Origin of the sequence: Burkholderia sp. AU45388, assembly GCF_030481585.1 — a bacterium.
Taxonomy (GTDB): domain Bacteria; phylum Pseudomonadota; class Gammaproteobacteria; order Burkholderiales; family Burkholderiaceae; genus Burkholderia; species Burkholderia sola.
The window spans coordinates 162393-185996 of the sequence record NZ_JAUJPV010000013.1 but is presented as its reverse complement, the minus strand read 5'-3'; the positions used below and the strand labels follow the sequence as shown (position 1 = coordinate 185996).

The 23604-nt window shown below is 63.2% G+C and carries 23 protein-coding genes and 2 pseudogenes; 15 read left to right on the top strand and 10 right to left on the bottom strand.

The features are described from left to right. Nucleotide 1 precedes the first annotated feature (1 nt). From QZM72_RS21295 to QZM72_RS21275, 5 genes are all read right to left on the bottom strand, one after another. The gene (locus QZM72_RS21295; RefSeq protein ID WP_301739123.1) at nt 2-556 is read right to left on the bottom strand and encodes a PAAR domain-containing protein; all 555 of its coding nucleotides are present in this window, start codon (nt 554-556) and stop codon (nt 2-4) included. A gap of 89 nt (nt 557-645) precedes the next feature. After that, nucleotides 646-978 carry a hypothetical protein gene (locus tag QZM72_RS21290; protein ID WP_301739122.1) on the bottom strand — a complete coding sequence of 111 codons (333 nt, stop codon included), beginning with the start codon at nt 976-978 and terminating at the stop codon, nt 646-648. An 87-nt stretch (nt 979-1065) separates the two neighbouring features. Further along, on the bottom strand, nt 1066-1593 hold the full coding sequence (locus QZM72_RS21285; RefSeq protein ID WP_301739121.1) for an IS21 family transposase: 528 nt from the start codon (nt 1591-1593) through the stop codon (nt 1066-1068). Between the two features lie 284 nt (nt 1594-1877). Then, nucleotides 1878-4013 (bottom strand): bifunctional diguanylate cyclase/phosphodiesterase, encoded by a 2136-nt coding sequence (locus QZM72_RS21280; RefSeq protein WP_301739120.1) that lies wholly within the window; start codon nt 4011-4013, stop codon nt 1878-1880. 323 nt (nt 4014-4336) lie between these two features. Beyond that, entirely contained in the window at nt 4337-6034 is a 1698-nt protein-coding gene (locus tag QZM72_RS21275; protein WP_301739119.1) for a methyl-accepting chemotaxis protein, read from the bottom strand. 540 nt (nt 6035-6574) lie between these two features. Between QZM72_RS21275 and QZM72_RS21270 the strand changes: the two genes are divergently transcribed. Beyond that, nucleotides 6575-7699 carry an excisionase family DNA-binding protein gene (locus QZM72_RS21270; RefSeq protein WP_089467486.1) on the top strand — a complete coding sequence of 375 codons (1125 nt, stop codon included), beginning with the start codon at nt 6575-6577 and terminating at the stop codon, nt 7697-7699. A gap of 325 nt (nt 7700-8024) precedes the next feature. Here the strand turns inward: QZM72_RS21270 and QZM72_RS21265 are convergent, their stop codons facing one another. Both QZM72_RS21265 and QZM72_RS21260 read right to left on the bottom strand, forming a co-directional pair. Continuing rightward, nucleotides 8025-9062 carry a LysR family transcriptional regulator gene (locus tag QZM72_RS21265; RefSeq protein ID WP_301739118.1) on the bottom strand — a complete coding sequence of 346 codons (1038 nt, stop codon included), beginning with the start codon at nt 9060-9062 and terminating at the stop codon, nt 8025-8027. Nucleotides 9063-9138: 76 nt separating this feature from the next. Beyond that, entirely contained in the window at nt 9139-9882 is a 744-nt protein-coding gene (locus QZM72_RS21260) for an SDR family oxidoreductase (RefSeq protein ID WP_301739117.1), read from the bottom strand. Between the two features lie 206 nt (nt 9883-10088). Between QZM72_RS21260 and QZM72_RS21255 the strand changes: the two genes are divergently transcribed. The 8 genes and pseudogenes from QZM72_RS21255 to QZM72_RS21220 all read left to right on the top strand — a co-directional run bounded on the left by QZM72_RS21255 (nt 10089) and on the right by QZM72_RS21220 (nt 16020). After that, nucleotides 10089-11585 (top strand): PLP-dependent aminotransferase family protein, encoded by a 1497-nt coding sequence (locus tag QZM72_RS21255; RefSeq protein ID WP_301739116.1) that lies wholly within the window; start codon nt 10089-10091, stop codon nt 11583-11585. A gap of 310 nt (nt 11586-11895) precedes the next feature. Then, nucleotides 11896-12396 carry an Ohr family peroxiredoxin gene (locus tag QZM72_RS21250; protein WP_301739115.1) on the top strand — a complete coding sequence of 167 codons (501 nt, stop codon included), beginning with the start codon at nt 11896-11898 and terminating at the stop codon, nt 12394-12396. 121 nt (nt 12397-12517) lie between these two features. Further along, nucleotides 12518-12782, top strand: a pseudogene (locus QZM72_RS21245) (multidrug transporter); the annotation flags it as partial. 61 nt (nt 12783-12843) lie between these two features. Continuing rightward, entirely contained in the window at nt 12844-13035 is a 192-nt protein-coding gene (locus tag QZM72_RS21240) for a hypothetical protein (RefSeq protein ID WP_301739114.1), read from the top strand. A gap of 179 nt (nt 13036-13214) precedes the next feature. After that, complete coding sequence (locus QZM72_RS21235; protein ID WP_301739113.1) at nt 13215-13694, top strand: carboxymuconolactone decarboxylase family protein; 480 nt, start codon at nt 13215-13217, stop codon at nt 13692-13694. 4 nt (nt 13695-13698) lie between these two features. Then, a complete protein-coding gene (locus QZM72_RS21230; RefSeq protein WP_089467480.1) occupies nt 13699-14103 on the top strand; it encodes a cupin domain-containing protein in 405 nt (134 codons plus the stop codon). A 148-nt stretch (nt 14104-14251) separates the two neighbouring features. Beyond that, the gene (locus QZM72_RS21225) at nt 14252-15184 is read left to right on the top strand and encodes an MBL fold metallo-hydrolase (RefSeq protein WP_301739112.1); all 933 of its coding nucleotides are present in this window, start codon (nt 14252-14254) and stop codon (nt 15182-15184) included. A 257-nt stretch (nt 15185-15441) separates the two neighbouring features. Then, nucleotides 15442-16020: a YbhB/YbcL family Raf kinase inhibitor-like protein gene (locus QZM72_RS21220; protein ID WP_301739111.1), complete on the top strand. Its 579-nt coding sequence runs from the start codon at nt 15442-15444 to the stop codon at nt 16018-16020. 12 nt (nt 16021-16032) lie between these two features. Here QZM72_RS21220 and QZM72_RS21215 read toward each other — a convergent pair. Together QZM72_RS21215 and QZM72_RS21210 are read right to left on the bottom strand one after the other, a co-directional pair. Next, a pseudogene (locus QZM72_RS21215) lies at nt 16033-16185 on the bottom strand (short-chain dehydrogenase); the annotation flags it as partial. 69 nt (nt 16186-16254) lie between these two features. Next, the gene (locus tag QZM72_RS21210; protein WP_301739110.1) at nt 16255-17268 is read right to left on the bottom strand and encodes a hypothetical protein; all 1014 of its coding nucleotides are present in this window, start codon (nt 17266-17268) and stop codon (nt 16255-16257) included. A gap of 244 nt (nt 17269-17512) precedes the next feature. Here QZM72_RS21210 and QZM72_RS21205 point away from each other — a divergent pair, with 244 nt between their 5' ends. From QZM72_RS21205 to QZM72_RS21180, 6 genes are read left to right on the top strand one after another with little or no spacing between them, the layout of a single operon-like run. Next, a complete protein-coding gene (locus QZM72_RS21205; protein ID WP_301739109.1) occupies nt 17513-18655 on the top strand; it encodes an acyl-CoA dehydrogenase family protein in 1143 nt (380 codons plus the stop codon). A gap of 48 nt (nt 18656-18703) precedes the next feature. Beyond that, complete coding sequence (locus QZM72_RS21200; RefSeq protein ID WP_089467475.1) at nt 18704-19606, top strand: CoA ester lyase; 903 nt, start codon at nt 18704-18706, stop codon at nt 19604-19606. 8 nt (nt 19607-19614) lie between these two features. Then, complete coding sequence (locus QZM72_RS21195) at nt 19615-20268, top strand: pyridoxal 5'-phosphate synthase (RefSeq protein ID WP_179233389.1); 654 nt, start codon at nt 19615-19617, stop codon at nt 20266-20268. After that, nucleotides 20259-21497 (top strand): cystathionine beta-lyase, encoded by a 1239-nt coding sequence (metC, locus tag QZM72_RS21190; protein WP_301739108.1) that lies wholly within the window; start codon nt 20259-20261, stop codon nt 21495-21497. The genes QZM72_RS21195 and metC overlap by 10 nt, the downstream gene beginning before the upstream one ends. Further along, nucleotides 21491-22135 (top strand): glutathione S-transferase family protein, encoded by a 645-nt coding sequence (locus QZM72_RS21185; protein WP_089467963.1) that lies wholly within the window; start codon nt 21491-21493, stop codon nt 22133-22135. The genes metC and QZM72_RS21185 overlap by 7 nt, the downstream gene beginning before the upstream one ends. A gap of 20 nt (nt 22136-22155) precedes the next feature. Beyond that, a complete protein-coding gene (locus tag QZM72_RS21180) occupies nt 22156-22944 on the top strand; it encodes a glutamine amidotransferase (protein ID WP_089467472.1) in 789 nt (262 codons plus the stop codon). On the opposite strand, the gene QZM72_RS21175 is transcribed toward QZM72_RS21180, so the two are convergent. Further along, on the bottom strand, nt 22867-23601 hold the full coding sequence (locus QZM72_RS21175) for an autoinducer binding domain-containing protein (RefSeq protein WP_089467471.1): 735 nt from the start codon (nt 23599-23601) through the stop codon (nt 22867-22869). The two genes, QZM72_RS21180 and QZM72_RS21175, sit on opposite strands and share 78 nt — an antisense overlap. Nucleotides 23602-23604 lie beyond the last annotated feature (3 nt).

Sequence of the window (23604 nt, the reverse complement as noted above, 5' to 3'; positions counted from 1 at the left end):
ATCATTCCCCGTGGTGCATGGCGAGCGCGTCGTCGCCCCAATGGACGGTGTAGGAGCCCGGATCGTCCCCGGTGTAGATGCGCGGCAATATTCCGCTCGCGTCCAGGCGGCCGAAATGGACGCGGCCGTCGGCCGTTTCGATGTAGTACGGCAAGCCTTCAACTTGATGCTCGGTTGCCTTCACCTGCTCATCGAATGCGCCTTTCTTGACCGCTGCAACGCCGCCCGTGGCGGTCAGGCTCGATACAACCTTGCCGTGCCCCTCAACCATGTCGTCGCACCACGCTTCGCCGCCGAGCGCTGCAATGATTTTCGGTGGCCGAGGGCATCCGCATAGCACGATGTCCTGATCGAGCGCTGATTCGCCCGCCATGCTCATGCGGTACGGCCCGCCAGCCTTGGCGATAACGCCCGTCGTCTTGCAAGCGGCGCAGAAAGCCGGGCCGCCGATCAACGCGACCTGATGCCCGTTCATGGTGATGGGTGGCCCGCCGTGCGGCAGGACGTTACCGCCGCTCGACAACGTATCCCCGACGACTGCGATTTTTCGCAACATGCGTGTGCCCTCGAAATATGCGGCGTCAGCGCGTAGCGCCTCAACCTCTCTCAGCTTTGTTTGAATGATGCGACGGGGATTCTACCCAATCAGGATCGCCCGGGACTTGCAGTAGCCACGTGTAGAAGCGCCCGGCGCGCTCGGCTTCGCACTGCGCCGCCCACCACATGGTAAGCATGGGTGACGGCGCACGGGAAACTTACAACCGTTCCCGTGCTGTCGTTCCACCCGAATTCGCTCTTCCAGAACGACGAAAAATAGCTGCCCGACGGCATCGGGATGCCGCGTGGCTCGAAGTACATGCGAGTGCGAACCATCGCGCGAAAATAGGCGTCATAGCGCGGCAAACCGCCGTCGAAGGTCATGATCGCGGCGCGCTCATCGAAGAATTCCAAGACGTTCGCGTCGTCGTCGCTCGGCATGATGCGGAAACAATTGCTGTGTGGATATACAGTATTTCGGGTGCATTAGCCGCTGTCAACGTCGTGAGCCGCGATGTTGGGTGCCGTTTATGGGGGCACATAGGCCGGTGAGCCGATGCAGGTCCAGAGGGGGCCAGATCGCCACGAGCGCGGCAGATCGAGTGCGAGCGTGCGCCACTTTGCGAGCACGGCCGCGAACGTGCCTTCGCGCTTGGCTCGGCGGATTTTGTCCACTACGCTCCAACCGCGAATGTAGTACGTGAGGCTGCGCTGGCTCGACAGGTAGTGCGGCGCATGAACCGCGACCCATGCCAGCATCTCATCGGGTGGCACGTCCGGAGCGTTCGGGTCCGGCTCGATGTTCGCGCGGACTGGCGACGGCGCGTCGACGCGCTGGCCGGGGCCGGTCGCTTCGTTTGCGGCGCGATTGGATTCCAGCGCCAGCAGGCGCAGGACTTCGATACGGTGCCACGGGATCGGCGAGCGACCCGCGACATAGTTGCGGACGGTGCGGGTGCAGCAGCGGAGTGTTTCGGCGATTCGAGCGATGGACAGACCGTCCGTGAGCGCGAGAAAATCGTCTAGCGCGCCGTGACGGCAGGCGGCGGCATTCATAGGCGTTGCGAGAGGCGAAACTGCGTAAGCGATTGTAAGTATGTTTACAAACAGTTTCCTTCAACCTGACAGAAGTACCGGTTTTTAGCTAGCCACCACATTTGACATAATTAACATTATCGTTATTTTTCGTGTAAGAGCAAAGTTGTAATGTCGTATCTGGGCAAAGTTGAAATGTCGTAGTTCGAGGGTTTCGGCGCATGCTGGCGGCGGTTTGAACTGCCAGAGCGCATCGTGGGCCAACCTGGACTGATCACCATGAGCACGCGGGAGAACGATCGTCGTCACGAAAGAACGGGCTCGTCTTCTCTGCTGGACATACGCGCCCGCAATAGTTCGAAAGCCTCGTTGCTTGTAACTGCTTTCCCGAACAGATAGCCTTGCCCATAAGTACAACCTCGCTCTCTAAGTGCATCCTCAAGCTCGATGGTCTCAATCCCTTCAGCTAAGGTTGACAACCCGAGCCCGCTGACAAGGTTGAGCATCGCGTCGACGATCTTTTCGCTTTCCCTATCAACAAGCATCGATTGAATGAAAGATTTGTCGATCTTGACCTTATCGAAATGCAATTCCCGAAGATGATGCAGACTTGCGTATCCCGTACCAAAATCATCCAGCGACACCCGTATCCCCCATCGCTGTAAATTCTCGATTGTTGATTTTGTCGCCTCAATATCTCCTACCAAGGCTGACTCAGTCATTTCAATCTCCAAACGTTCTGGCTGAAAATCTTCCTCATTAAGAATCGAAAGGATTTGGGATGGAAAATGTGCGTCGGCGAGCTGTTGAGGAGACACATTCACCGCCAGCGATGGAGTGCCTGGCCACTGCCGGGCATCCCGGCAAGCCTGCCTTAATATCGCGAGCGTAAACGAGGCCGCCAAGCCGAGCCGTTCAATGACTGGGACAAACACCTCCGGGGTGACGGGCCCGCGCGTAGGATGAGTCCAACGCGCAAGCACTTCAAAGCCATGAATCTCTCTTGTGGAGAGGTCGACGAGCGGCTGATAATACGGACAGATTGCGTGAGCCGTAACCGCCGTCCGTATGTCAATCTCGAGTTCAGCTTCTTTCCGAAGTTCCTCTCGCATGCTTTCCTCGAAAAACTGGTATTCGCAGATCGACTTTCCTTTGGCACGATACATGGCGGCATCCGCAGATCGTACGAGCGAGTCTGCATCAGATCCGTCACGGGCGTACATTGCCACGCCGATACTTCCACCCATCTCGAGATGAATTCGCTCAATATCAAACGGTGCCCGCAGTGCCTCGATTACACGGATTGCGAGTGCCTCCGCGCTTTGCTGCGCTGCGTGCTCGTCGAAACTGACAAGGAGGGCGAACTCGTCGCCGCCGTGACGGGCGACGATGTCGGTTGTACCTACAAGCGCGCGCAGCCGGTTCGCGATAGTACACAGAACAGTATCACCCGCGGCGTGACCATAGAGGTCATTGATTGGCTTGAACCGAACAAGATCAATTACGTACAAAAAGTGCTTCCGGCCGGACGTGTCGTCTTTGAGGTGGTCAATGCGCGAGCGGAGATGCCTTCGGTTGAACAGCCCGGTCAGAGGATCATGATGTGCAAGGCGTGTGGCGGTTTCCTCGGCGAGCTTTGTCGCAACGTAGGTTTCACGGAGCACTTCCGTGTTGAGTCGGAAGCGCTGGAACGCGCAAATGAGGCCGCCAATTTCATCTCTACGATCGGTCACCGGAAACTGAGTGTCCTCTTGACCTGAAGAAAGGCGGCTAAGTGCGTCGGTGATTCTTTCCAAGGGATGAAATATGAGCAATTCAAGCCGACGCGTCGTCCAAAACTGCACGGCGCATGCCAGGATGCCGACTCCGATAACCAAGAAAAATAATGCCCGTGACGTGCGGACGATTCGAAATGTGTCTATATATGCAGCCGCCGCGTTGGCGTCAATGAGTGTGTCGATTGCCCCGTCAGCCGCTTCGTACAGATTTTTGGTTTCACCTTCAAACGCGGCTTCTGGTGAGCTGCTATTTTCCCAGTCACTCTCAGAGACAATATACGCGTTCGTCCTTTCGAGTGCATGGCTGAGGTCGCCCGGCGAGTATGCCGCGTTACTCGCGGCCAGCACGGCCTTTGACTCGGTAAGTGCACGTCGGTGCTCCGCTGCGCGGCTTATTGCCGTCTGCAGATCTTCTGCCTTCCTAGCCAATAGAATTTGAGCTTGCGCCAGTCGAAGTTCAGTGACTCGGTCGCCCATCTCACCCAATAATTTCGTGTTTGCAATCCATACGCTATTTAACCAATAGGCTTCATTCCGAGTACTGCTGAGCTGTATGCAGACGGCAGCGAATGAGCAGCAGAACAAAGTCGCGATCACAGCGCCGAATACTCTGAATCGTAATCTCGTTGACGCGTTGAGTCTGTCAAAAAAGCTCGTCTGCATCCGGCCTCCGTAATTTTTGTACGTGAACAGCAGTCTGTTTACAGGGTGATCTCACCAGTCTGTACAGGCATTTCTGCTGCGGTTCTCATGCACGACTCTGAAAGTTGCCGCTTCCATATACGGTGCGTCCACGGCGCGCCGACAATTTGCGAGTTCAATCAATACAGAGCGAGATCGAAACGAACGCCGACCGCAGGATTGGTTGGCAGAATCAGGAGACTGGTCGCTTGGGCATCACGCCGGTCGGGAGTCGGATCTCGCTGCCTGCGAAGACTTGGCCGCCGATCCAGGGAGCTGCCGTGTCAAAGTGCACAGGCCACCACTTAGAACGACCGCCAACCAGCACTGCTTTCGTTGGAAGGCAGTGCGGCTTCGGGCCTACGTTGAGCAATGCTCCTCGCCTTAGGCATTGGCCGCCGCGCAAGCTCGGGCAGTTGCCCGGGCACACTGGTAGTGCCACCGGTCGAATCAGGCAGGCGGAAAATCGAGACGAGGTCGCGAAGGGTGCTTGACTGCGATGCCATCGACTGGGCCGCTGCCGAAGCTTCCTCCACGAGCGCCGCATTCTGTTGCGTAACTTCGTCCATTTGCATGACAGCCTGATTGACCTGCTCGATACCGGTATGCTGCTCAATCGATGCAGACGCAATTTCCCCCATGAGGTCAGTGACCCGCTTTACGGATTCAACCACGTCCTTCATGGTGGCGCCCGCGTTGTCCACAAGCGATGTACCCGCTTCAACCTTGGCCACCGACTGGACGATTAGCTCCTTGATTTCCTTGGCAGCCGAAGCACTTCGCTGCGCAAGTCCCCGCACCTCGCTCGCCACTACCGCAAAGCCCCGGCCCTCCTCACCCGCACGTGCGGCTTCAACGGCCGCATTCAGCGCGAGTATGTTCGTCTGGAAAGCGATGCCTTCGATGACCGCAATGATCTCGGCGACCTTTGCCGAGCTTTTGGAAATGTCGTGCATGGTGTCGACGACTTCCGCGACCACCCGCCCTCCTCTGGCAGCGATCTCCGATGCGTTGCTGGCGAGTGTGTTTCCCTGCCTCGCGTTGTCCGTGTTCTGTTTGACCGTCGCTGTCAACTGCTCCATGCTGGCCGCGGTCTCCTCAAGAGATGCTGCCTGCTCCTCAGTCCGTTGGCTAAGGTCAGTGTTACCTGCGGCGATCTGCGCGGAGCCTGTAGCGATGCTCTCGCTACTCGCGCGGACGCGGCTCACCACATCCAGCAACCGTGCGTTCATATTGCGTAGCGCGAGCAGAAGCTGGCTCGTTTCATCGCTACCGGATACCTCAATGTCGGATGTCAGGTCGCCGCGCGCCACAGTCTCGGCAATGCCGACCGCTCGTCCCAGCGGAGTGACTATGGAACGGGTAATCAACCATGCGACAGCGACGGACAGCAGCAGCGCTGCGCCGCAAAGCACACCGGTCAGCACGATCGTCGCGTGATAGTTATTCGCCGCTTCGCTCGTGGCAGCATCTGCTCCAGCGCGATTGAGCTTCACGTCCTGCTCGACCAACTGCACTGCTTGCGCGAACAGCGCTGCAGATTCGCCTGTCGCGAGCGATCTGGCGGCGGAAAAGCCGACATCGCCCGATTCCGAGAGATCAAGAAGTTTCGTGTCGGATATTTCGTATGCAGCCCACGCCCTGTTCAGATCGCCGAAAGCCTGTCGCTCCTCGGGCGATGAAAGGAGCTTCTCGTAGCTTGCCATAGCAGCTTTGAGGGATGACAACGCAGCGTCGTGCTGTGCGCGCTGGTTTCGCTTCGCTGTCGCCTCGCTCTCCATGACGGAGCGCAAGCTCGCTCGCCGGACGCCGTTAGCAAGCGCCCTGATTTCGCCTAGTTTCTGAACACTGGAGAGCCAGTTGTCAGCGATGTCCTGAGTACCCGCATAGATTCTCGACGCCTGCAGCATCGCCAGGCCCCCCGTCATCATTAGAAGCAGCAACGTGATGCCGAACCCGACCCGCAGGCGAGTACCGATCCGTAGGTTTCCTAAATACCTCATTAGCTTTCCCCAGTTCAATATCCGTTTTTAGTGGTGTTGCTCTGCAACTGCCTCCGTTCCGCAACTTCAGCTCATAGGCGCCCCGTTCCTGTCCTGTCGAAAACGGGCTGGCGCGCCATGAATGTTGGAGTATGTTTGGTCGTTCGTTTGGCCCCGTGGGGCTCGTCAGTTTCCCCCTTTGTTTTTGCGGGTCTTGATGCACGCGTACAGCGCCAAGTTATATCGACTATAACGGCAGCTATTTGAAAGGCTTTAGGATATTTTGCCGATTTTTCCGTTTTAAGTGTTTACTGCTTACGGAATCCCCGAGGGCGTTGCGCCGACCGAAGCGATCCTTCGCGGCCTTGAATTTCAACTTCCTTGGCAAAAAAATCACATAGGCCGGTCCCCGCTCCCTTCCCACAGGGGCGGGGGAAGCGAATCAAGGATCGATGCGCACGCGACATCGTAGGTTAAATTGCCGAATTTGCCATATTTGATTTCCCGGGTGCGGTATACCCTTGCATCAGGTATTCTGCGAGCAATGTAGACAGGAACCTCATGGAAGACCCCATCATTACCACCCGGGAAGCAGCGGAGATCCTCGGCGTGTCGGTGCGTACGGCCCAGACATGGATCGAAGAGAACGCGCTCGACTCCTGGAAGACACCCGGCGGACACCGACGCATCCGGCGCAGCGCTGTCACGGACCTCAAGGCTAGGCTTGCTGAGGAAAAGATCGATGTGCCCGCGCTGTTGCTCGTGCATGCGCCACAGCATAAGACCCAGCGTCTTGTGGAAATGCTCGGCGTTCTGCCCGAGTGCGCGGTGCACGCGAGCTCGGACGCCGTTCAGACCTCGCTATGTGCCGGTCATCTTCTGCCCTCAGTGATCGTCGTTGACGACGACAGCGCCGACTGCTTGACCCTTGTGGAGCACATTCTGGAACATCCTGCGCTCGGCCACACTCACGTTGTCATGGTTGGCCATCCCAAAGGCACAGAGAACCCCGCATTCCAAGGCGTCGGACGGCGTTTACACCTGCTAGACGTCGGCAGGTCCGCGAGCGTCATTCAGACCACGGTCCGCCGGTTGCTTGCCGACGACGGAGCACTAAATGAGCTTGCAGCCGGTCCGCTGAAGGGCAGACCGGCTGGCAACGAAGTGCAAAGGCTGAGGGCAGTGACTGCTTCTGGCCTGGTAGATACCCCGACCGAAGAAGCCTTTGATGAAATTACGCGTCTCGCCGCGGCCATTCTTGAGGCCCCCATTGCGCTACTGACTCTTCTCACGCCCGACAGGCAATGGTTCAAGTCACGTTGGGGGCTTGAAACGACGGAAACGCCGCGCTCATGGGCGTTCTGTAACTTCACGATCCTACAGGATGACGTGTTTGTCGTTGAGGACGCGACCATCGACGTGCGCTTTGCCGATAACCCCCTCGTGACGGGCTCGCCGCACATCCGTTTTTATGCCGGGGTCAACATTCGTGACAGTCAGGGGTATCCACTGGGCTCGCTATGCGTGATCGACCGCATGCCGCGCAGACTTCCGAAATCGCAGCGCGACGCACTGAACACGCTTGGGCATCTGGCGTCTGACCGCATTAATCTGCGCATCATGGAACGTAAGCTCCGCTGGGCCACAGGGCAACTGGCCAGCCATACCGCCATATCGGGGCGCTGATCGCCGCCGCTTCCCGAGTTCCACGATCGCGCCGATGTGATCTGGCCAAGTCGCGAGCAGTCATTCAGCTTGCACGCACGGCACCACGTGGACGCAACTGCTGATGCACTTCATGACCGAGAGATCGCTGTTGATGTCATAGCCAGACTTGCCGTCGAGGCTGTCTAACCCGAGAAAGCGTATGGAAACCATACCGTACCGCAACTAGTGGGTCCGGTTTTGGCCTGTAGTTTGATCGCCTGCACCCTTGGGAGCGCCGGCGAAGAACGCGACTGGGACGATCACGATGACGATGCGTGAAGTGGATCGACTCGAGGTAATGCCTTCAGGCAGCCAACGCCGGCGATGATTCCTCCGTGACATCCGGGTTGAAACGGGTCATGCAGTTCAGGTCAAGTGCGCGTATCTGCTCGGTCATGAAGTCGACGAAGATACGAATGCGCGTCGGCAGATGTTGCCGACTGAGATAGCAGATATAGTGGCCGCGATCTTCCGGCAAATACTTCGCCAGCGCGACTACGAGCTCGTTCGATGCAAGGTGGTCGCGAATCTGATAGCCCGCCATCTGCGCGATACCCGCTCCGCGTAGTACCGCCTGCAACACCAGATCCGCGTCGTTGAACGTGAGGCGGGACGTCGGCAAGTACTTTTGTACTCGGCCGTCGACGTTGAATTCCCATTCGAAAATGCGGCCGTTCGCGAATCGGAAGTTGATGCACTCGTGCCGGTCGAGATCCGCCAGACTCTTCGGGAGCCCGTGCCTCGCCACGTACGATGGTGCTGCGCAAAGCGCCATCTGCATCGGAATCAGTTGCCGCGCGATGATGCTGGAGTCCTCGATGCGGCCATTGCGAAACGCCACGTCGATCCGTTCCGACACCAGGTCGAGCGGCCGGTCGTCGAGCAGCAGGTCGAAGACGATGTCGGGGTACGCCCGTGCAAACGTTTCCAGCAACGGCGCAACGATTTTCCGGCCAAACCCCACCGCCGAGCTGATACGGATCAGGCCGCGCGGCGGCCCCTGCCGCAGTTCCAGCATGTCGTTCATGGCCTCGACGATCTGCGCGACGCCCTGGTGGCAGTTCTCGAAAAATCGCTGGCCTTCGCTCGTCAGCTCGGTCATGCGCGTGGTCCGCTGGAACAGCCGCGTACTTAGTTGCGTTTCGAGCTTCTGGACATTCCGGCTCACGGCTGGCCGTCCGACGCCGAGCCGTTCGGCGGCCTTGGTAAAGCTTCCCTCGCTCGCCACTGCAACGAAGGCAAGGATGCCTGCATAGCTCGCCCCGAAGCTCGCGGACAGTGCATCGGCGCGACCGGTCAGGTCGCGACAAACGCCCTGCCCCGAAGGTTCCGAATGATTCATTTCCGCTTCCTCAGACATGTCGCTCACTCCGATTGCCCGTTGCCGGCGTGCGCCGGCGAACCACTGCACACGCGAATCAGCTTCTTGCGAGCCACGGGTCGAGACCGATGCGGCCGAGTCGCGCACTCCCGAGCGGCACCAGCGATTTCTCCTCGACGCGGCCGCCGTAGTAACGGGCATCGCGATCGGTCACCACCGTACGCGTATCGCCGACCGATTTCAGATACCGCGCGACGATCTCCGCGAACGGCGCGCGATCCGGGCCCGCGATTTCGACCGTGCCGTTCCGCGGCCCGGTGAGCGCGATCTGCGCGACGAGCGACGACACGTCTTCCGCGGCGATCGGCTGAAACAGGCCGTCGCCGATGCGGACCGTGCCGTCCACCGTGCCGGCATCCGCGATGCCGCCGATGAATTCCATGAATTGCGTCGCGCGAACGATGGTGTACGGAACGCCCGCCGCCTCGATCGCCTGTTCCTGCGCGACCTTCGCCGCGAAATAGCCGTTCTCCGGCATGCGGTCGCAACCGACGATCGACAACGCGACATGGTGGCGCACGCCGGCCGCCACTTCCGCCTTGCCGAGATTGCGTGCCGACGTGCGGAAGAAGTCCAGCACCGCCTGCGGCTCCCATGACGGCGCATTCGCCACGTCCACGACGACGTCCGCGCCCGTCAATGCGTCAGCCAGGCCTTCGCCCGTGATGGTATTGACGCCGGTGCGCGGCGACGCAGCCAGCGCACGATGACCGGCTTCGCCGAGCAGCGCGACGACATGCGAGCCGATCAGGCCCGAACCACCGATGACAACGATCTTCATCGCAAAATCTCCTGACGAATGGATTGCATTGAACTGCGAGGGGGTACGCGGCGGCGTCGGATCCGTTGAAAGGCGATCGTGACCGTCGCATGCCGTGCCGCAATTGTGGAAGAATCATGTCCTATCCATAAGTGCCAAGAATCGTCGATCGGACTGGTCCATGCGGCATCGATTCCCGTCCTGTTCGCGCTACCCGGGAGACCGTGATGTCCGCGCAAACGCCCCCGCTGTCCATCGAAATCGACCGGCACCACCAGTTGCCCGTCTATCTGCAGATTTGCGAGCGGTTCAAGGCCGCGATCGCCGCCGGTCATCTGCGCCCCGGCGATCGCGTGCCCGCGCTGCGGGGCCTGGCGACGCAACTGAATACGGCGCGCGGCACGGTTGAGCAGGCCTATACGGTCCTGGTCGACGAGGGCTATCTGCAAATGCGCGGCGCGGCAGGCACGTTCGTCTCGCCGTCCCTGCCGGTCTCGCTGACGCAGTCGCTGCCCGCCTCCGCCGAACATGCCGACCCGCAGCGTGCGTCGGTCGGATCGAACGACACGCCGCCACGCCGAGCGCAGCCGATCGCCGTCGCGCTGAGCGGCGAGCCGCGCCCGCTGCAACCCGGGCTCCCGGCGCTCGATGCATTTCCGCGCAAGGTCTGGCACCGGCTCGTGTCGCAGCGCGCGCGCAGCAGCGAACGCGCACTGCTCGGCTATCCGGATCCGGCCGGTTACCGGCCGCTGCGCGAACACATCGCCACCTATCTGACGCTGTCGCGCGGCGTCACCTGCGTGCCGGAACAGGTGTTCGTCACCGGCGGCTACCGCGCCACGCTGGAACTCATACTGCGTAGCCTGGCACGGGCAGACGAGCGCGTGTGGTTCGAGGATCCCGGCTATCTGCTCGCACGCGGGTTCCTGTCCGAGACCGGCGTACAACTCGTCCCCGTGCCGGTGGACGCCGACGGGATCGACGTCGAACGCGGCATGCAGCTGGACGCGCAGGCACGTTTCGCCGTGGTGACGCCGTCGCATCAGAGCCCGCTCGGGCATACGCTGTCGCTGTCCCGCCGCATCGCGTTGCTCGACTGGGCGGAAAAAATGTCGGGGTGGATCGTCGAGGACGACTACGACAGCGAGTTTCGCTATCTCGGCCGCCCGCTGCCCGCGTTGAAGAGTCTCGACCGGCGCGATCGCGTGATCTATTGCGGCACCTTCAGCAAGGCGATGTACCCCGGTTTGCGGCTCGCCTACGCGGTCGTGCCGGAGCGCGCCGTGGAGCGCGTCGAACGCGTGGCGTGCAGCATGAATGCCGGGTCGCCGCCGCTCCTGCAGGCGGCGCTGGCCGATTTCGTCGAACAGGGGCACTTTGCCCGCCATCTGAAGCGCATGCGCGCGCTGTACGGCGAGCGCCGCATGCTGATCGTGCATGCATTGCGTCAGGCGTTCCGCGAGCGGCTGATCGTCGAGTCGCCGGTGGGCGGGATCCAGTTCGCGGTGCGATTCACCGACGGGCCCGATGGGCCGGTCGACGACGTCGCCGTCGCCGCACGCGCGCGCGAGGCCGGGCTCGCGGTCGTGCCGTTGTCGGTCTGGTATACGAACAGCCATACGCAGCTCACGCCGCGCGGCCTCGTCATCGGGTTCGCGAACATCGTCGACGCGGACGAAGCGCAGCGTCACGCGACAACGCTGCGCGCCTGCGTCGGCCGCTGACGCGCGGGCCGCAGCCGGCCGGAGTGTCACAGTCCTGCGTCAGGGTCCCGATTGGTGTCCGACGGGAAACATTGAATCGCCCGCGACGGCCATACCGTCGCACGGTGCGCTCCGCTAGCATGGGGGCGCCCTTCTCGATGGACGAACCTGGATTCGGGCTGCACCGGAAGATCGCCGCGCTCCGCATACGATCGTTCGCTCCACCTGTTCGTGAAGACGCCATCTGCCCGGCCGTGCAGCCCCCCTTTGCAACACGCTTCGACAAATGAACGACCGGCAATCGAAGCGTCGCCGAACTCGAGCACGCATCATGAATGACAACACGCTGCAGGCCCCTCCGCTCTCCCTCCTCGACAAGTATCGGGGTCGGGATTTTCAGCCGCTCTATACGACGAGCGTCACCGTGTCCGGTGGCGAGACGGGACACGGCCGCGCATCCGGCGTCGTGCGCTCGGACGACGGAAACCTCGCCGTCGATCTGCGCCTGCCCGCCGAGTTGGGCGGGCCCGGCAACGGGACCAACCCCGAGCAATTGTTCGCGGCGGGTTTCGCCGCGTGCTTTCACGGTGCGCTGAACCTGCTCGAGCAACGCGCCGGCATGGAACCCGCCGATACGGTCGTGGAGGTGCGAGTTTCGTTTGGCCGCGATCCGATGGACGGCGGCCATGCATTGCTCGTCGACGTTCGCGTCCGGATGCCCGGCGTCGATCAATACATCGCGGAAGAACGGGTTCGAGCCGCGGAGCGCCTGTGCCCGTACGCGAAGATGGCCAGACAAGCGATCGTCAATATCGTGACTGTCGTTGATTGACGCGACGCCCGTCGGGCGGTAGCGGCACCTGTCCGCTGAAGACCTTCGTTGCGGCTCTGTCGCGCGTGGCCGCTGCGCCCTGAATTCGGTGGCGCGCCGAGCCCTCGATGAGGCAAATGAAATGCATCTCGGAAAATCGTACAAGTTGTCGGAGTTCCTGATCTGGACACGCTGGAACATCTACGCGCTTTTCGTCTTCGGGACTGTGCTGGTCATTTTGTACAAGTTCCTAGATGGTCGTCGATCCCGCTGACGATCGTGGTCTCCTCGGAACCGCGACGTCGTTCATCGTCGGCTTCAAGAATGTCCAGACGTACAACCGCGCCACGGACGCGCTGGACATCTGGACCGAAATCGTGGGCGAGAGCCGTCGCTGGGGCCAACTCGTGCGACCACACGATCATCGCGTTATAGCAACGCGAGCGGCTCGATATCCGCGACGCCACCGTGGCCGTCGAAGTCACGTTCGGTCGTGATCCGATGGATGGCGGATATGCGCTGTTCGCCAATCTCATCGTCCGCATGCCGGGTATCGACCGGCAGTTCGCTGAACGTCTTGTCCGCGGCACGGAATGCCTGTGCCCCTATACGAAGATGGTGCGACAGGGAATCCGCAGCGTCCTCACCGTGTCGGCGTGACTGAATCTCGCCGGCATACGTGGCGCACGATTGGTGCCGAAGCGACAACAGAGTGCAGGCGCGCCCGGTACTACTGCCCCGCGGAAGCCGCGATTACGATGGCTGCCACGCGGGTCGTGCGATCGATCGCGATACGCAGGGCCGGTAGTATCCACGTCAACAAATCAGGAGAACGGATCATGACGCAACGTATCAACTACTTTCAGCAATCGCCGGAATTCACCAAGAAACTCGTCGAGCTCGACGGGTTGTTTCAAAAGACGACGATCGAAGCGCCGGTCCGCGAGCTCGTCGAGATTCGCGCATCACAACTGAACGGCTGCGCGTTCTGCGTCGACATGCACGTCAAGATGGCCCGGATCCACGGCGAGCGCGAGCTGCGCATGCATCACGTCGCGATCTGGCGCGAGTCGACGCTCTTTTCGCCGCGCGAACGCGCCGCGCTCGCATGGACCGAAGCGCTGACGCAGCTTTCGTCGGATGGCTTGCCGGATGATCTCTACGAACGCGTGCGTACCCACTATTCCGAAAAGGATCTGTCGGATCTGACCTTCCTCGTCGGTGCGATCAACTGCTGGAACCGGCTGAATGTCGCGTTCCGGATCGTGCCCGGATCGTTCGACAAGACGTTCGGGCTCGACAAGGCCAACCTGGAGTAACGACATGAAACGCAACATGCTCGCACTTGCACCGCTCGCACTGTCGCTGCTGATGCCCGTTCAGCCGGCTGCCGCCGCGCCGCACGCGACCGTTACAACGCTGACCACGGAGCCGTTGCCCGAGTATCCGGGCAAGGAGGTCGAGATGATCGTCGTGGATTATCCGCCCGGCAGCGTCGATCCCGTTCATCGTCACGACGCGCACGCATTCGTCTATGTGCTGGACGGCAGCATCGTGATGGGCCTGAATGGCGGGAAGGAGGTTACGCTCCATGCCGGCGATACGTTCCACGAAGGCCCGAAAGACCTGCACACGGTGGGCCGAAATGCCAGCAGCACGAAGCCGGCAAGATTCGTCGTGTTCCTGATCAAGAACAAGGGCGCGCCGGTCCTCACGCCGGTGAATTAGCGCAATCGTCGTCGAGGCCCGGCAACGCCGGGCCGTTTCCCCGGTTTTGGTCGAGCGAATGCGTCGCGATCGCGCGCGACCCAGGTCGTACTTCTTGACCATGCCGTTCTGTTCAGATTGCCCAACTTAATCAATAGGATTATTGAAGATGAGCGAAAAAATCCGCAATGTGCAGCCGGTCACCGCCAACCTTGGAAAAGGCGGATCGGGCGAACTCGTATCTTCCCGCTATGCCGTGCGCGTGGGCGACGTCGACGTCGTGTTGATTAGCGACGGCGTTTTGCCGCTGCCGACGTCCACCATGTCGACCAACGTGAGCGAAGCCGACCGCAACGAATGGTTCGACGGTCGTTTCCTCCAGCGCGACATGTTCGACTGGGCACTGAACATCGCGCTCGTGCGTAGTGGTGAACGCCTGATCCTGATCGACTCGGGCGTGGGTGACGGATTCGAATACTTCTCGCGCGCCGGTCGGTCGGTGATGCGTCTGGAAGCGGCCGGCATCGACCTGGCGGCGATCACCGATATCGTGATTACACATATGCACATGGATCATGTCGGCGGACTGAACGTCGATGGCGTCAAGGCCAAGCTGCGCCACGACGTGCGCATTCACGTGTCGGCCCCGGAAATTGAATTCTGGAAAAACCCCGACTTCAGCAAGACGGTGATGCCGGAAGCGGTACCTCCCGCGCTGCGCAAGGCTGCTGCAAAGTTCGTGGAACTCTATCGCGAGAACATCGCGCAGTTCGATCGGACCGTGGAAGTCGCCGCGGGCGTGTCGGCCCGCGTGACGGGTGGTCACACGCCGGGACACTGCGTCGTGGACATCGCGTCCAACGGCGAGAAACTCACGTTCGTGGGCGATGCGATTTTCGAAGTCAACTTCGACAATCCCGATTGGCAAAATGGCTTCGAGCATGATCCTGAAGGCGCTATCGACGTCCGCATGGCGTTGCTCGACGAAGCGGCTGAATCTGGCGCACTGCTGGCCGCGGCACATGTCGCGTTCCCTTCCATCGGTCACATTGCGAAGCGCGGTGAAGGTTTCCGCTTCGTGCCGGTGCAGTGGGACTACTGATCGATACTCGACTCTCGACCATCGTCGTATAGGTGCCTTGACGGTTGCCGGAGAACTGCCGCGAGCTCACATGACTCGCGGCGGCTTTTTCGTCAATAGTCGCCGGCACGAGCGACGATCGAATCGACTGAAAGTCCTGCCAGCGGCGTTGCAGCGAAGGCAACATCGTGGTTCGCGAATCTGCCTTCCGACGCGAATCGCTACACGATACGGTTGATACCGGCGTACTGAATTCCCACCCTTCAACGGAGCACATCATGCGATCGAGAATTTTATTTCCCGCGCTGCTATGCACTTCAGCAGCACTAGCGGTCATCCCGGCGACAGCCGGCGCGGCGCCGTTCACCATCAGGGTCGATGACCTCAGTCGCGGACACTTCACGAACGAACATGTGTACGGAGGTTTTGGCTGTCACGGTCGGAACGTTTCGCCGCGCATTTCGTGGACTCACGTTCCGCGCGGCACGAAGAGCATCGTCGTGACAATTTTCGACCCCGATGCGCCGACCGGCGGCCTCGGCTGGACTCACTGGGCGATCGTCAATATTCCACCTTCGACGTCGTCGATCGAAAAAGGCGCTTCCGGCAATCCGACGTTCTTGCCGGCGGGCGCGGTCGAGACGTTGACGGACTTTGGCGAATCCAGATACGGTGGGCCCTGCCCGCCTGAGGGGGCATCGCATCGATATGTCGTGACGGCGTCGGCCCTGGACGTGGCAAAAATTGACGTAGCGTCGGCGGCGAGTCCTGCGCTCGTCGCCTATCAGATGCACGGGAAAGTCATCGCTCAGGCCAAGTACGTCGCCAGATATCGTCGCGCCTTGACTGACGATTGATGGGTGCAATTACGCGGGGCGATCGGCTGCGTCGATACCCAATCTGGAAAGACTGGGCATGTCGACGGAGCCTGGACTCATCACATTGGCCCCGATACCGCGCGCTTTGAATTCGAGCGCCCAACTGCGAGCGAAAGCTTCGAATACTTTCGCGCGGGAGCCGGCCATGCAGCTCGCCGGATGGGTGACGCCGACGATGCGCGAACTGCACCGATTCAAGGTCATTCGCCGGAACTAGAAATTGCGCGCGACGCCGACCATGAACATGTCCTGATCCTTGTCGTTGCCGGTTGCGACACGATTGAAGCGCAAGCTTGCCGCCCAATCGTTCGTGATCTGATAGGCCACTTGCGCGCTGAGCAACGCATTGAGTCGTGTCGTGCCCGAAACATCGTTCCGATCCCGCGACAGATACGGACCGACGCCTGCCGAAAGCGTCCATTTGCTCCTGATCGGCGCGACGTACCACAATTGCGCGGCCACGCCGCGTCGGCCGGCAACGCCATTGTTGCCTTCATAGATGAAGCTGGCCGAATAGGCCCACGCATTGCCGAGCGGCCGCTTGACTTCGACCATGTATCCCTTCTCGATCGGCACTTGAGGACGGTTCGTCTGCGACGTCCCGGCCCAAACGCCGACCTGCGTCTTGCCGTCCGAAAACGCCGGGCCCGGATCGCCGCCGAAATCCGAGCCGATACCGAAGAGCACCGCGTCGGAATTGAATCCGCCGATCATCTGGACGTGGTTGTACTGCAGCTTGAGGAAGAAGCGGTTGGGAACGACGTAATACCGCACCGCTGCCGACGCGCGTACGCCCCAGCGCTTGTCGTTGCGTGGCTGGCCGTCGACATGCGTCGTGTCCATGCTGAAATACGGGCCCGCCGAAAATTCGAGCGCCACACGACTGCCGACCGGCCAACGAAACGAACCCAGGGCGGCAAAACCGTCACGGTGGTGATCCAGCGGATGCCCCTCGTTCAAATATGCAAGGTAGACGGAGAGGTAGTCATTCAAGACGTCGCCGAAGCCGACTTCGTACGCACGCCAATGCATGTCGCCGCCCTCGGTCGCGCGTCCGCCGCCATACACCGCATAGACGTTGAGCGTTCTCCCGGATGGTTGGGGCCCGCTCGGCGAGCGCGAAGGACCCTCCTCGGCGTGCGCGTGTCCCGGCCCCGCCAGTATTGTCAGACCAGCGATCGAGCTTGCGAGGACGAAGCGCGAACAGATGCGACGGCACTTTCCCATTTGGACACCCCCACCCTGGTCAGCACGATTTACTGGAAAAGCTGATAGCGATTATAGGCGGCGTCCGATCAGGCGGAGGACGTGCAGCGAGGCTGAAATGCGACATATCGCCGATCCCGCCAAACCGCTCATTCGCCCTGCAACTACCACTACTGCCAGTACCTGCGCTGTCCCTGCCCCCTTAACCTTGTCGTCATCGCTGGCGCGCCGTCGAAGGCCGCGCCGCTTCGACCGGAGAGGACAGATGCCATTCGACTGGACACAGGAACAGCACGCGACGCTTGCGCGGTTTCGCGAGATCGGCGCGGGGATCGCCGCTGCCGTGGAGCAGGACGGCCGCGCCCCCGCCGCATTCGACGAAGCCGGCTGGACGCGGCTCGGGCACGAAGGGCTGTGGGACATGATCGTGCCCGAGACGTATGGCGGAGACGGTCACGGCTGGTGGCATTTTTCCGCGGCGCTCGAAGGGCTTGCGTCGTCGATCCGCCGCCCGGCGCTGCTGCTGTCGGTGATCGCGCAGGCCGGCATGGTGCGCGCACTCGAGCGCCATGGCACGGCGGCGCAGCAGGACCGCTATTTCGGCGCGATCCTGCGTGGCGAACTGAGCGCAACCGCGATTGCCGAGCCGGGCACCGGCACCGACGTACGCAGCATCGCGACGACGCTCGCCGAGCACGGCGACGGCTACCGGTTGACCGGCAGCAAATTCAATATCGCGCATGCGCCGCTTGCGCGTTTCATCCTCGTCGTCACGCGCATCGAAACGCCGGGCCGGCGCAATACCGCGCTCGTGATCGTCGATCGCGACCAGCCGGGCATGACGGTGGCCGTGCCCGACCGCAAGCTCGGCCTCGAAGACCTGCCCACCGGCGCGCTGCATTTCGACGACTGTCCGATTACGCGCGGCCAGTTGCTCGGCGAACCGGGCGCCGGGCTCGGCAACCTGATCGACATCATCTCGCTCGGCCGTCTCTATTACGGCCTGGTCGCGGCCCAGGTGACGGCGCCCTATCTGCGCGATGCGATCGGCTATTGCCGCGAGCGACGCAGCTTCGACAGCACGATCGATGCCCACCAGTACGTGCAGCGCCGCCTCGTCGACCTGCGGATCGGCATCGAGCGCGGCACGTGGCTCGCGCGCGGCGCGCTCGCGCAGTTGCTGACGGATCACCCGCAGGCGTTGATGACGTGCTCGATCGCGAAGCTGGTCGGCGCGCAGGATCTCGTCGACGGCGCGATCGGTCTCGTGCGGCTGTACGGCAGCCTCGGCTATCAGGCCGGGCCCATGGCCGCGTTCGCGTCGGACGCGCTCGGCTTCATGAGCGTCGGCGGCACCGAGGAAATGCATCGCAAGAACATCTTCAACCAGATGATGCGCGCCGGCTGAGTGCCGCGCCATCGCCACGCGCTCCATGCGCCCTACAGGAAACCACGCATGACACCGACGAACCGACGCCCTTCCCGCCTGCGCCGCTCCTGGCTGTTTCTCGCCGGCGCCGATCACGATGCGCTCGTTGAAGGCACCGCGAGCGGCGCGGATGTGCTGATCCAGGAACTGGAAACCTTCACCCCTCCCGACCGGCGCCCGGCCGCGCGCGAACTGAGCGAGCGCGTGCTCGCGGGCTGGCGCGACGCCGGCGTGCTGGCGTCCGTGCGCGTGAACCCGCTCGACGCGGGCGGCATCGACGACCTGCGCGCCGCGATGCGCGGCCGCCCGGACATCGTGATGATGTCGTACGTGGCGACGCCCGAGCAGGTCGTCGCGCTCGACGAGGCCGTCACGCGCTTCGAGCGCGAATACGACATCGCGCCGGGCTCGACCGAACTGGTGCCGAACGTCGAGACGACGCTCGGCCTCGTGAACACGATGGCGATCGCGCGCTCGAGCCCGCGTGTGTCGGCCGTGCTCGTCGCGACCGAGGACATGGTGGCCGACATGTGCGCGGAACGCACCCGTGCGGGCCGCGAGCTCGACTACGTGCGCTCGCGCTTTCGCGTCGAATGCGCGGCGGTCGGCGTGACCGCGATCGACTGCCCGTACAGCTATGCCGACAACGAAGGCGCGGAACTCGACATGCGCGTGTCGCGCGGCCTCGGCTACCAGGCGAAGGCGATCGTCAACGCGCAGTTCGTGCCGGTCGTCAATCGCGTGCTGACGCCGACGGCCGATGAAGTCGCCGTCGCCCGCCGCGTGATCGACGCATTCGATCACGCGCGGCGTACCTCCGGCGGCCGCCGCGTGGCCGCCGCCGTCGTCGACGGCTTCCTCGCGGAAGTCCCCGACTATCTCGCCGCGCATCGGCTGATCGCCCGCGCGACGCAATTCGGCATCGCATGAGTGTCGCCATGGATACGATCGCCACGCGCCTGAAGGCGCTGAAAACCCTCGCGTATGCCGCACCGCACGTGCCGGCCGACAACTGGGCCGATACGCCGCACGCGCAGTTCGAACGCTGGCTTGACGAGGCCGTGACCGCGGGCGCGCTCGAACCGCAGGTGAGCACGCTGTCGACGGTCCACCCGGACGGACGGCCCGATGCACGTTCCGTCGTGCTGCTGAACCTCGACGCTCGCGGCTGGCATTTCGCGGCGAACGCGCGCAGTCCCAAGGGGCGCCAGCTCGCGAACCGGCCGTTCGCGGCGCTGACGTTCTACTGGCCCGCGATCGCGAGCCAGATCCGGCTGAGCGGCCCGGTCGAGCGATTGCCGGACGCCGAAGGCCATGCCGATTTCGCGAGCCGCCCCGAGCGGTCGCGCGCGAGCATCCTGGCCGGACGGCAAAGCGAACGGCTCGACGATCCGGCCGACCTGACGCGTGCGATCGACGCGCAGCTCGAACGGCTGGCCGCCGATCCGGCGCTCGTGTCGGCCGATTGGCACCTGTATGCGCTGGCACCCGACGAAGTCGAGTTCTGGCGGGCCGACAGTTCGCGCCGGTTCGCGCGGCAGGCTTATCGTCGCGCCGGCGAGCACTGGGAGCGGTGTGCACTATGGCCGTGACGCCTGACGAACCGCCGTCGCCGGCGTGCGACGGCGCGCACGACCGCCTGCACGACGACACGCGGCTCGCGCACGCGGGCCGCGACAGCGCCGCGTGGCACGGCTTCGTCAATCCGCCCGTGTACCACGCGTCGACCGTGCTCAGCCCGACGGTGTCGGATCTGCTGAACCGCACGCAGCCGTATATCTACGGCCGTCGCGGCACGCCGACGACGGACGCGCTCGAGCGCGCGGTGACGAGCCTCGAAGGCGGCGCCGGCGCGGTGCTGTGCCCGTCGGGCCTGTCTGCATGCACGCTCGCGTTGCTGTCGTGCCTGAAGCCCGGCGACCATCTGCTGATGACCGCATCGGTGTACGGTCCGGTGCGTCACGCATGCGAAGGCGTGCTGGCGCGGCTCGGCGTCGAGACGACGTGGTACGACGGCAGCACGCCGGTCGCCGCCGCGTTTCGTCCGAACACGCGCGCACTGTACGTCGAGGTGCCCGGCTCCTACACGTTCGACATGCACGACATCCCTGCCCTCGTCGGGCTCGCGCATGCACACGGCGCGCAGGTCATCGCGGACAACAGCTGGGCCACGCCGCTGTTCTTTCAGCCGCACGCGTTCGGGATCGACGTGTCGATCCAGGCCGGCACCAAGTATCTGGTCGGGCACTCGGATGCGATGCTCGGCACGGTGTCGGCCAACGCGCGCGCATGGCCCGCGCTGAAGCAACTGCATGGCGATCTCGGACTGTGCGCGGGCCCCGACGACGTGTATCTCGCGCTGCGCGGGTTGCGCACGCTCGGCGTGCGGTTGCGGCAGCACCAGCGCAACGCGCTCGCGGTCGCGAGCTGGCTCGAGCGGCGTCCCGAGGTGCAGCGCGTGCTGTATCCGGCGTTGCCGGGCGACGACGGCCACGCGCTGTGGCGCCGCGATTTCCGCGGCGCGTCCGGGTTGTTCTCGGTCGTGCTGCAGCCGGCGCCCGCGCATGCGATCGACGCGTTTCTCGATCACCTGGCGTTGTTCGGGCTCGGCTATTCGTGGGGCGGCTACGAGAGCCTCGCGCTGCCGTTCGAGCTGGATGCGCACGGCCTCGCGGCGCGTTGGCCGTCCGGCAGCCGCGGCGTGCGCCTGCACATCGGCCTCGAGGATGCGGGCGACCTGATCGCCGATCTTGCGGCGGGCCTCGACCGCTACGCGGCATGCGCGTCGATCGCCGCCTGCGAGGATGCCGCGCGATGCTGACCGTCTGGGGCCGCCGCACGTCGTTCAACGTGCAGAAGGTGTTGTGGCTCATCGGCGAGCTCGGCCTGCCTTACCGGCATATTGCGGTCGGCGGCGAGCACGGCTCGCTGCAGACGCCCGCATTCGCGGCGCTGAATCCGACCTGCCGGATTCCGGTGATCGACTGGGACGGCGACGTCGTGTGGGAGTCGCACACGATCCTGCGTTATCTGGCCGCGCGCGTGCCGAACAATCCGTTCTGGTGCCGCGACACGTTCGCCCGTTCCCGCGCGGAGCGCTGGATGGACTGGTCGCAGACCGCGCTCGAACCCGACGTGATGACCGGGTTGTTCTGGGCACTCGTGCGAACGCCGCCGGAGCGGCGCGACGACGCGATCGTGCTCGACAAGGCCGCACGCAGCGCGACGCATTACCGGCTGCTCGACCGGCTGCTGTCGACCCAGCCGTTTCTCGGTGGCGCGTCGCCGGGCCTGGCCGACATCCCGGCCGGCGCGACGCTGTTCCGCTATTTTTCGCTCGACGTCGAGCGGCCGCCGTTGCCGCACGTCGAGGCCTGGTACGCCCGCCTGTGCCGACGGCCCGCCTACCGCGAACAGGTGATGGTGTCGTTCGACGCGTTGCGCGGCCAGCCGGGCTGACCTTCTACCGACCACACGACATGACGCACTTAGCCCTTCGTCCGATCCTGATCGTGCTGCATCGCGAGCAGTCGAGCCCCGGCCGGATCGGCCGGCTGCTCGCCGCCCGCGGCCATCCGCTCGACATCCGCCGCCCGCCGCTCGGCGATCCGTTGCCGGCGACGCTCGCCGACCATGCGGGCGCCGTGGTGTTCGGCGGCCCGATGAGCGCCAACGACGGCGATCGCTGGATCCGCGACGAGATCGACTGGATCGGTGTGCCGCTGCGCGAGGCGGCGCCGTTTCTCGGCGTCTGCCTCGGCGCGCAGATGATGATTCGCCACCTGGGCGGCCGCGTGAACGCGCATCGCGACGGGCGCGCGGAAATCGGCTACTGGCCGATCGCCGCGACGCCAGCCGGCCGGCGGCTCGGTTCATGGCCGTCGCACGTGTACCAGTGGCATCGCGAGGGCTTCGAGCGCGTGGCCGGGCTCGAGATCCTCGCGACCGGCGAGCATTTCGAGAACCAGGCGGTTCGTTACGGGCCGCGCGCGTACGGCGTCCAGTTCCATCCGGAAGTGAGCTATCCGATGATGCGGCGCTGGAGCACCGCGGCCGCGCACAAGCTGACGGCGCCCGGCGCGCAGGATCTGGCGACGCAGGCCAGCGAAGGCCACCGGCACGATCGCGCGACGGCCGCGTGGCTCAGCGCGTTTCTCGACCGCTGGCTCGACGAGACGCCGGCATCAGCGTCAGGTCGGCACCGTCACGTCGGAGATGCTGATCAGCCCCCACTCGACCGCGCGCAGCACGGCTTCGTGCCGACGTGACACGTTGAACTTGCGGCGGATGTTCATGAAGTGGAAGTTGATGCACGACTCGGTCACGTTCAGGATGTGGCCGATTTCCCACGAGGTCTTGCCGGCCGCATGCCAGCGCAGGCATTCGACTTCCCGCCGGCTGAGGCGCGGCACGCTGTCGGGCGGTGTGTGGCAGCGCGTGCCCGCGATCGCTTCGCAGGCGATGTCGCGCAACAGCGTGAGCGCCGCCAGATGCCGGTCGCAGCGCTCGCGCGTGGCGGCGAGATCGTCCGCGCTCGCGCACGACAGCATGCCGACCTCCCCCTTCGGGCCGCGCACGGGCAGCACGACGCCGCTGCGCATGCCGTACGCGGCCGCCGCTTCGTAGCATGGCCGTTGCCCGGCCAGCCCGAACAGCGTGTCGTCCCAGACGAGCGGCAGCGCCGAGCGGAAGCAATGTTGCAGCGTCGGATCGATGCGGTCGAACTGCCGCTGCCGGTACAGCGCCGTCCAGCCCGGCACGCCGCTGCTCCACTTGCGCGCGAGATCGAACGATGCGCCGGTAAACGGCAACACGATCAGCACGACCTTGTCGAATCCCATGCCGGCGGCCGCGTCGGTCATCCGCTGCCATGACGCATCCGTGTCGCCGGGTACCAACCATTTCAGGCAATCCAGTCCTTTCATACA

Excerpts from the sequence above, each read along its gene's own strand:
- QZM72_RS21295 (WP_301739123.1), bottom strand. The coding sequence starts at position 556 with ATGTTGCGAAAAATCGCAGTCGTCGGGGATACGTTGTCGAGCGGCGGT.
- QZM72_RS21290 (WP_301739122.1), bottom strand. The coding sequence starts at position 978 with ATGCCGAGCGACGACGACGCGAACGTCTTGGAATTCTTCGATGAGCGC.
- QZM72_RS21285 (WP_301739121.1), bottom strand. The coding sequence starts at position 1,593 with ATGAATGCCGCCGCCTGCCGTCACGGCGCGCTAGACGATTTTCTCGCG.
- QZM72_RS21280 (WP_301739120.1), bottom strand. The coding sequence starts at position 4,013 with ATGCAGACGAGCTTTTTTGACAGACTCAACGCGTCAACGAGATTACGA.
- QZM72_RS21275 (WP_301739119.1), bottom strand. The coding sequence starts at position 6,034 with ATGAGGTATTTAGGAAACCTACGGATCGGTACTCGCCTGCGGGTCGGG.
- QZM72_RS21270 (WP_089467486.1), top strand. The coding sequence starts at position 6,575 with ATGGAAGACCCCATCATTACCACCCGGGAAGCAGCGGAGATCCTCGGC.
- QZM72_RS21265 (WP_301739118.1), bottom strand. The coding sequence starts at position 9,062 with ATGAATCATTCGGAACCTTCGGGGCAGGGCGTTTGTCGCGACCTGACC.
- QZM72_RS21260 (WP_301739117.1), bottom strand. The coding sequence starts at position 9,882 with ATGAAGATCGTTGTCATCGGTGGTTCGGGCCTGATCGGCTCGCATGTC.
- QZM72_RS21255 (WP_301739116.1), top strand. The coding sequence starts at position 10,089 with ATGTCCGCGCAAACGCCCCCGCTGTCCATCGAAATCGACCGGCACCAC.
- QZM72_RS21250 (WP_301739115.1), top strand. The coding sequence starts at position 11,896 with ATGAATGACAACACGCTGCAGGCCCCTCCGCTCTCCCTCCTCGACAAG.
- QZM72_RS21235 (WP_301739113.1), top strand. The coding sequence starts at position 13,215 with ATGACGCAACGTATCAACTACTTTCAGCAATCGCCGGAATTCACCAAG.
- QZM72_RS21230 (WP_089467480.1), top strand. The coding sequence starts at position 13,699 with ATGAAACGCAACATGCTCGCACTTGCACCGCTCGCACTGTCGCTGCTG.
- QZM72_RS21225 (WP_301739112.1), top strand. The coding sequence starts at position 14,252 with ATGAGCGAAAAAATCCGCAATGTGCAGCCGGTCACCGCCAACCTTGGA.
- QZM72_RS21220 (WP_301739111.1), top strand. The coding sequence starts at position 15,442 with ATGCGATCGAGAATTTTATTTCCCGCGCTGCTATGCACTTCAGCAGCA.
- QZM72_RS21210 (WP_301739110.1), bottom strand. The coding sequence starts at position 17,268 with ATGGGAAAGTGCCGTCGCATCTGTTCGCGCTTCGTCCTCGCAAGCTCG.
- QZM72_RS21205 (WP_301739109.1), top strand. The coding sequence starts at position 17,513 with ATGCCATTCGACTGGACACAGGAACAGCACGCGACGCTTGCGCGGTTT.
- QZM72_RS21200 (WP_089467475.1), top strand. The coding sequence starts at position 18,704 with ATGACACCGACGAACCGACGCCCTTCCCGCCTGCGCCGCTCCTGGCTG.
- QZM72_RS21195 (WP_179233389.1), top strand. The coding sequence starts at position 19,615 with ATGGATACGATCGCCACGCGCCTGAAGGCGCTGAAAACCCTCGCGTAT.
- metC (WP_301739108.1), top strand. The coding sequence starts at position 20,259 with ATGGCCGTGACGCCTGACGAACCGCCGTCGCCGGCGTGCGACGGCGCG.
- QZM72_RS21185 (WP_089467963.1), top strand. The coding sequence starts at position 21,491 with ATGCTGACCGTCTGGGGCCGCCGCACGTCGTTCAACGTGCAGAAGGTG.
- QZM72_RS21180 (WP_089467472.1), top strand. The coding sequence starts at position 22,156 with ATGACGCACTTAGCCCTTCGTCCGATCCTGATCGTGCTGCATCGCGAG.
- QZM72_RS21175 (WP_089467471.1), bottom strand. The coding sequence starts at position 23,601 with ATGAAAGGACTGGATTGCCTGAAATGGTTGGTACCCGGCGACACGGAT.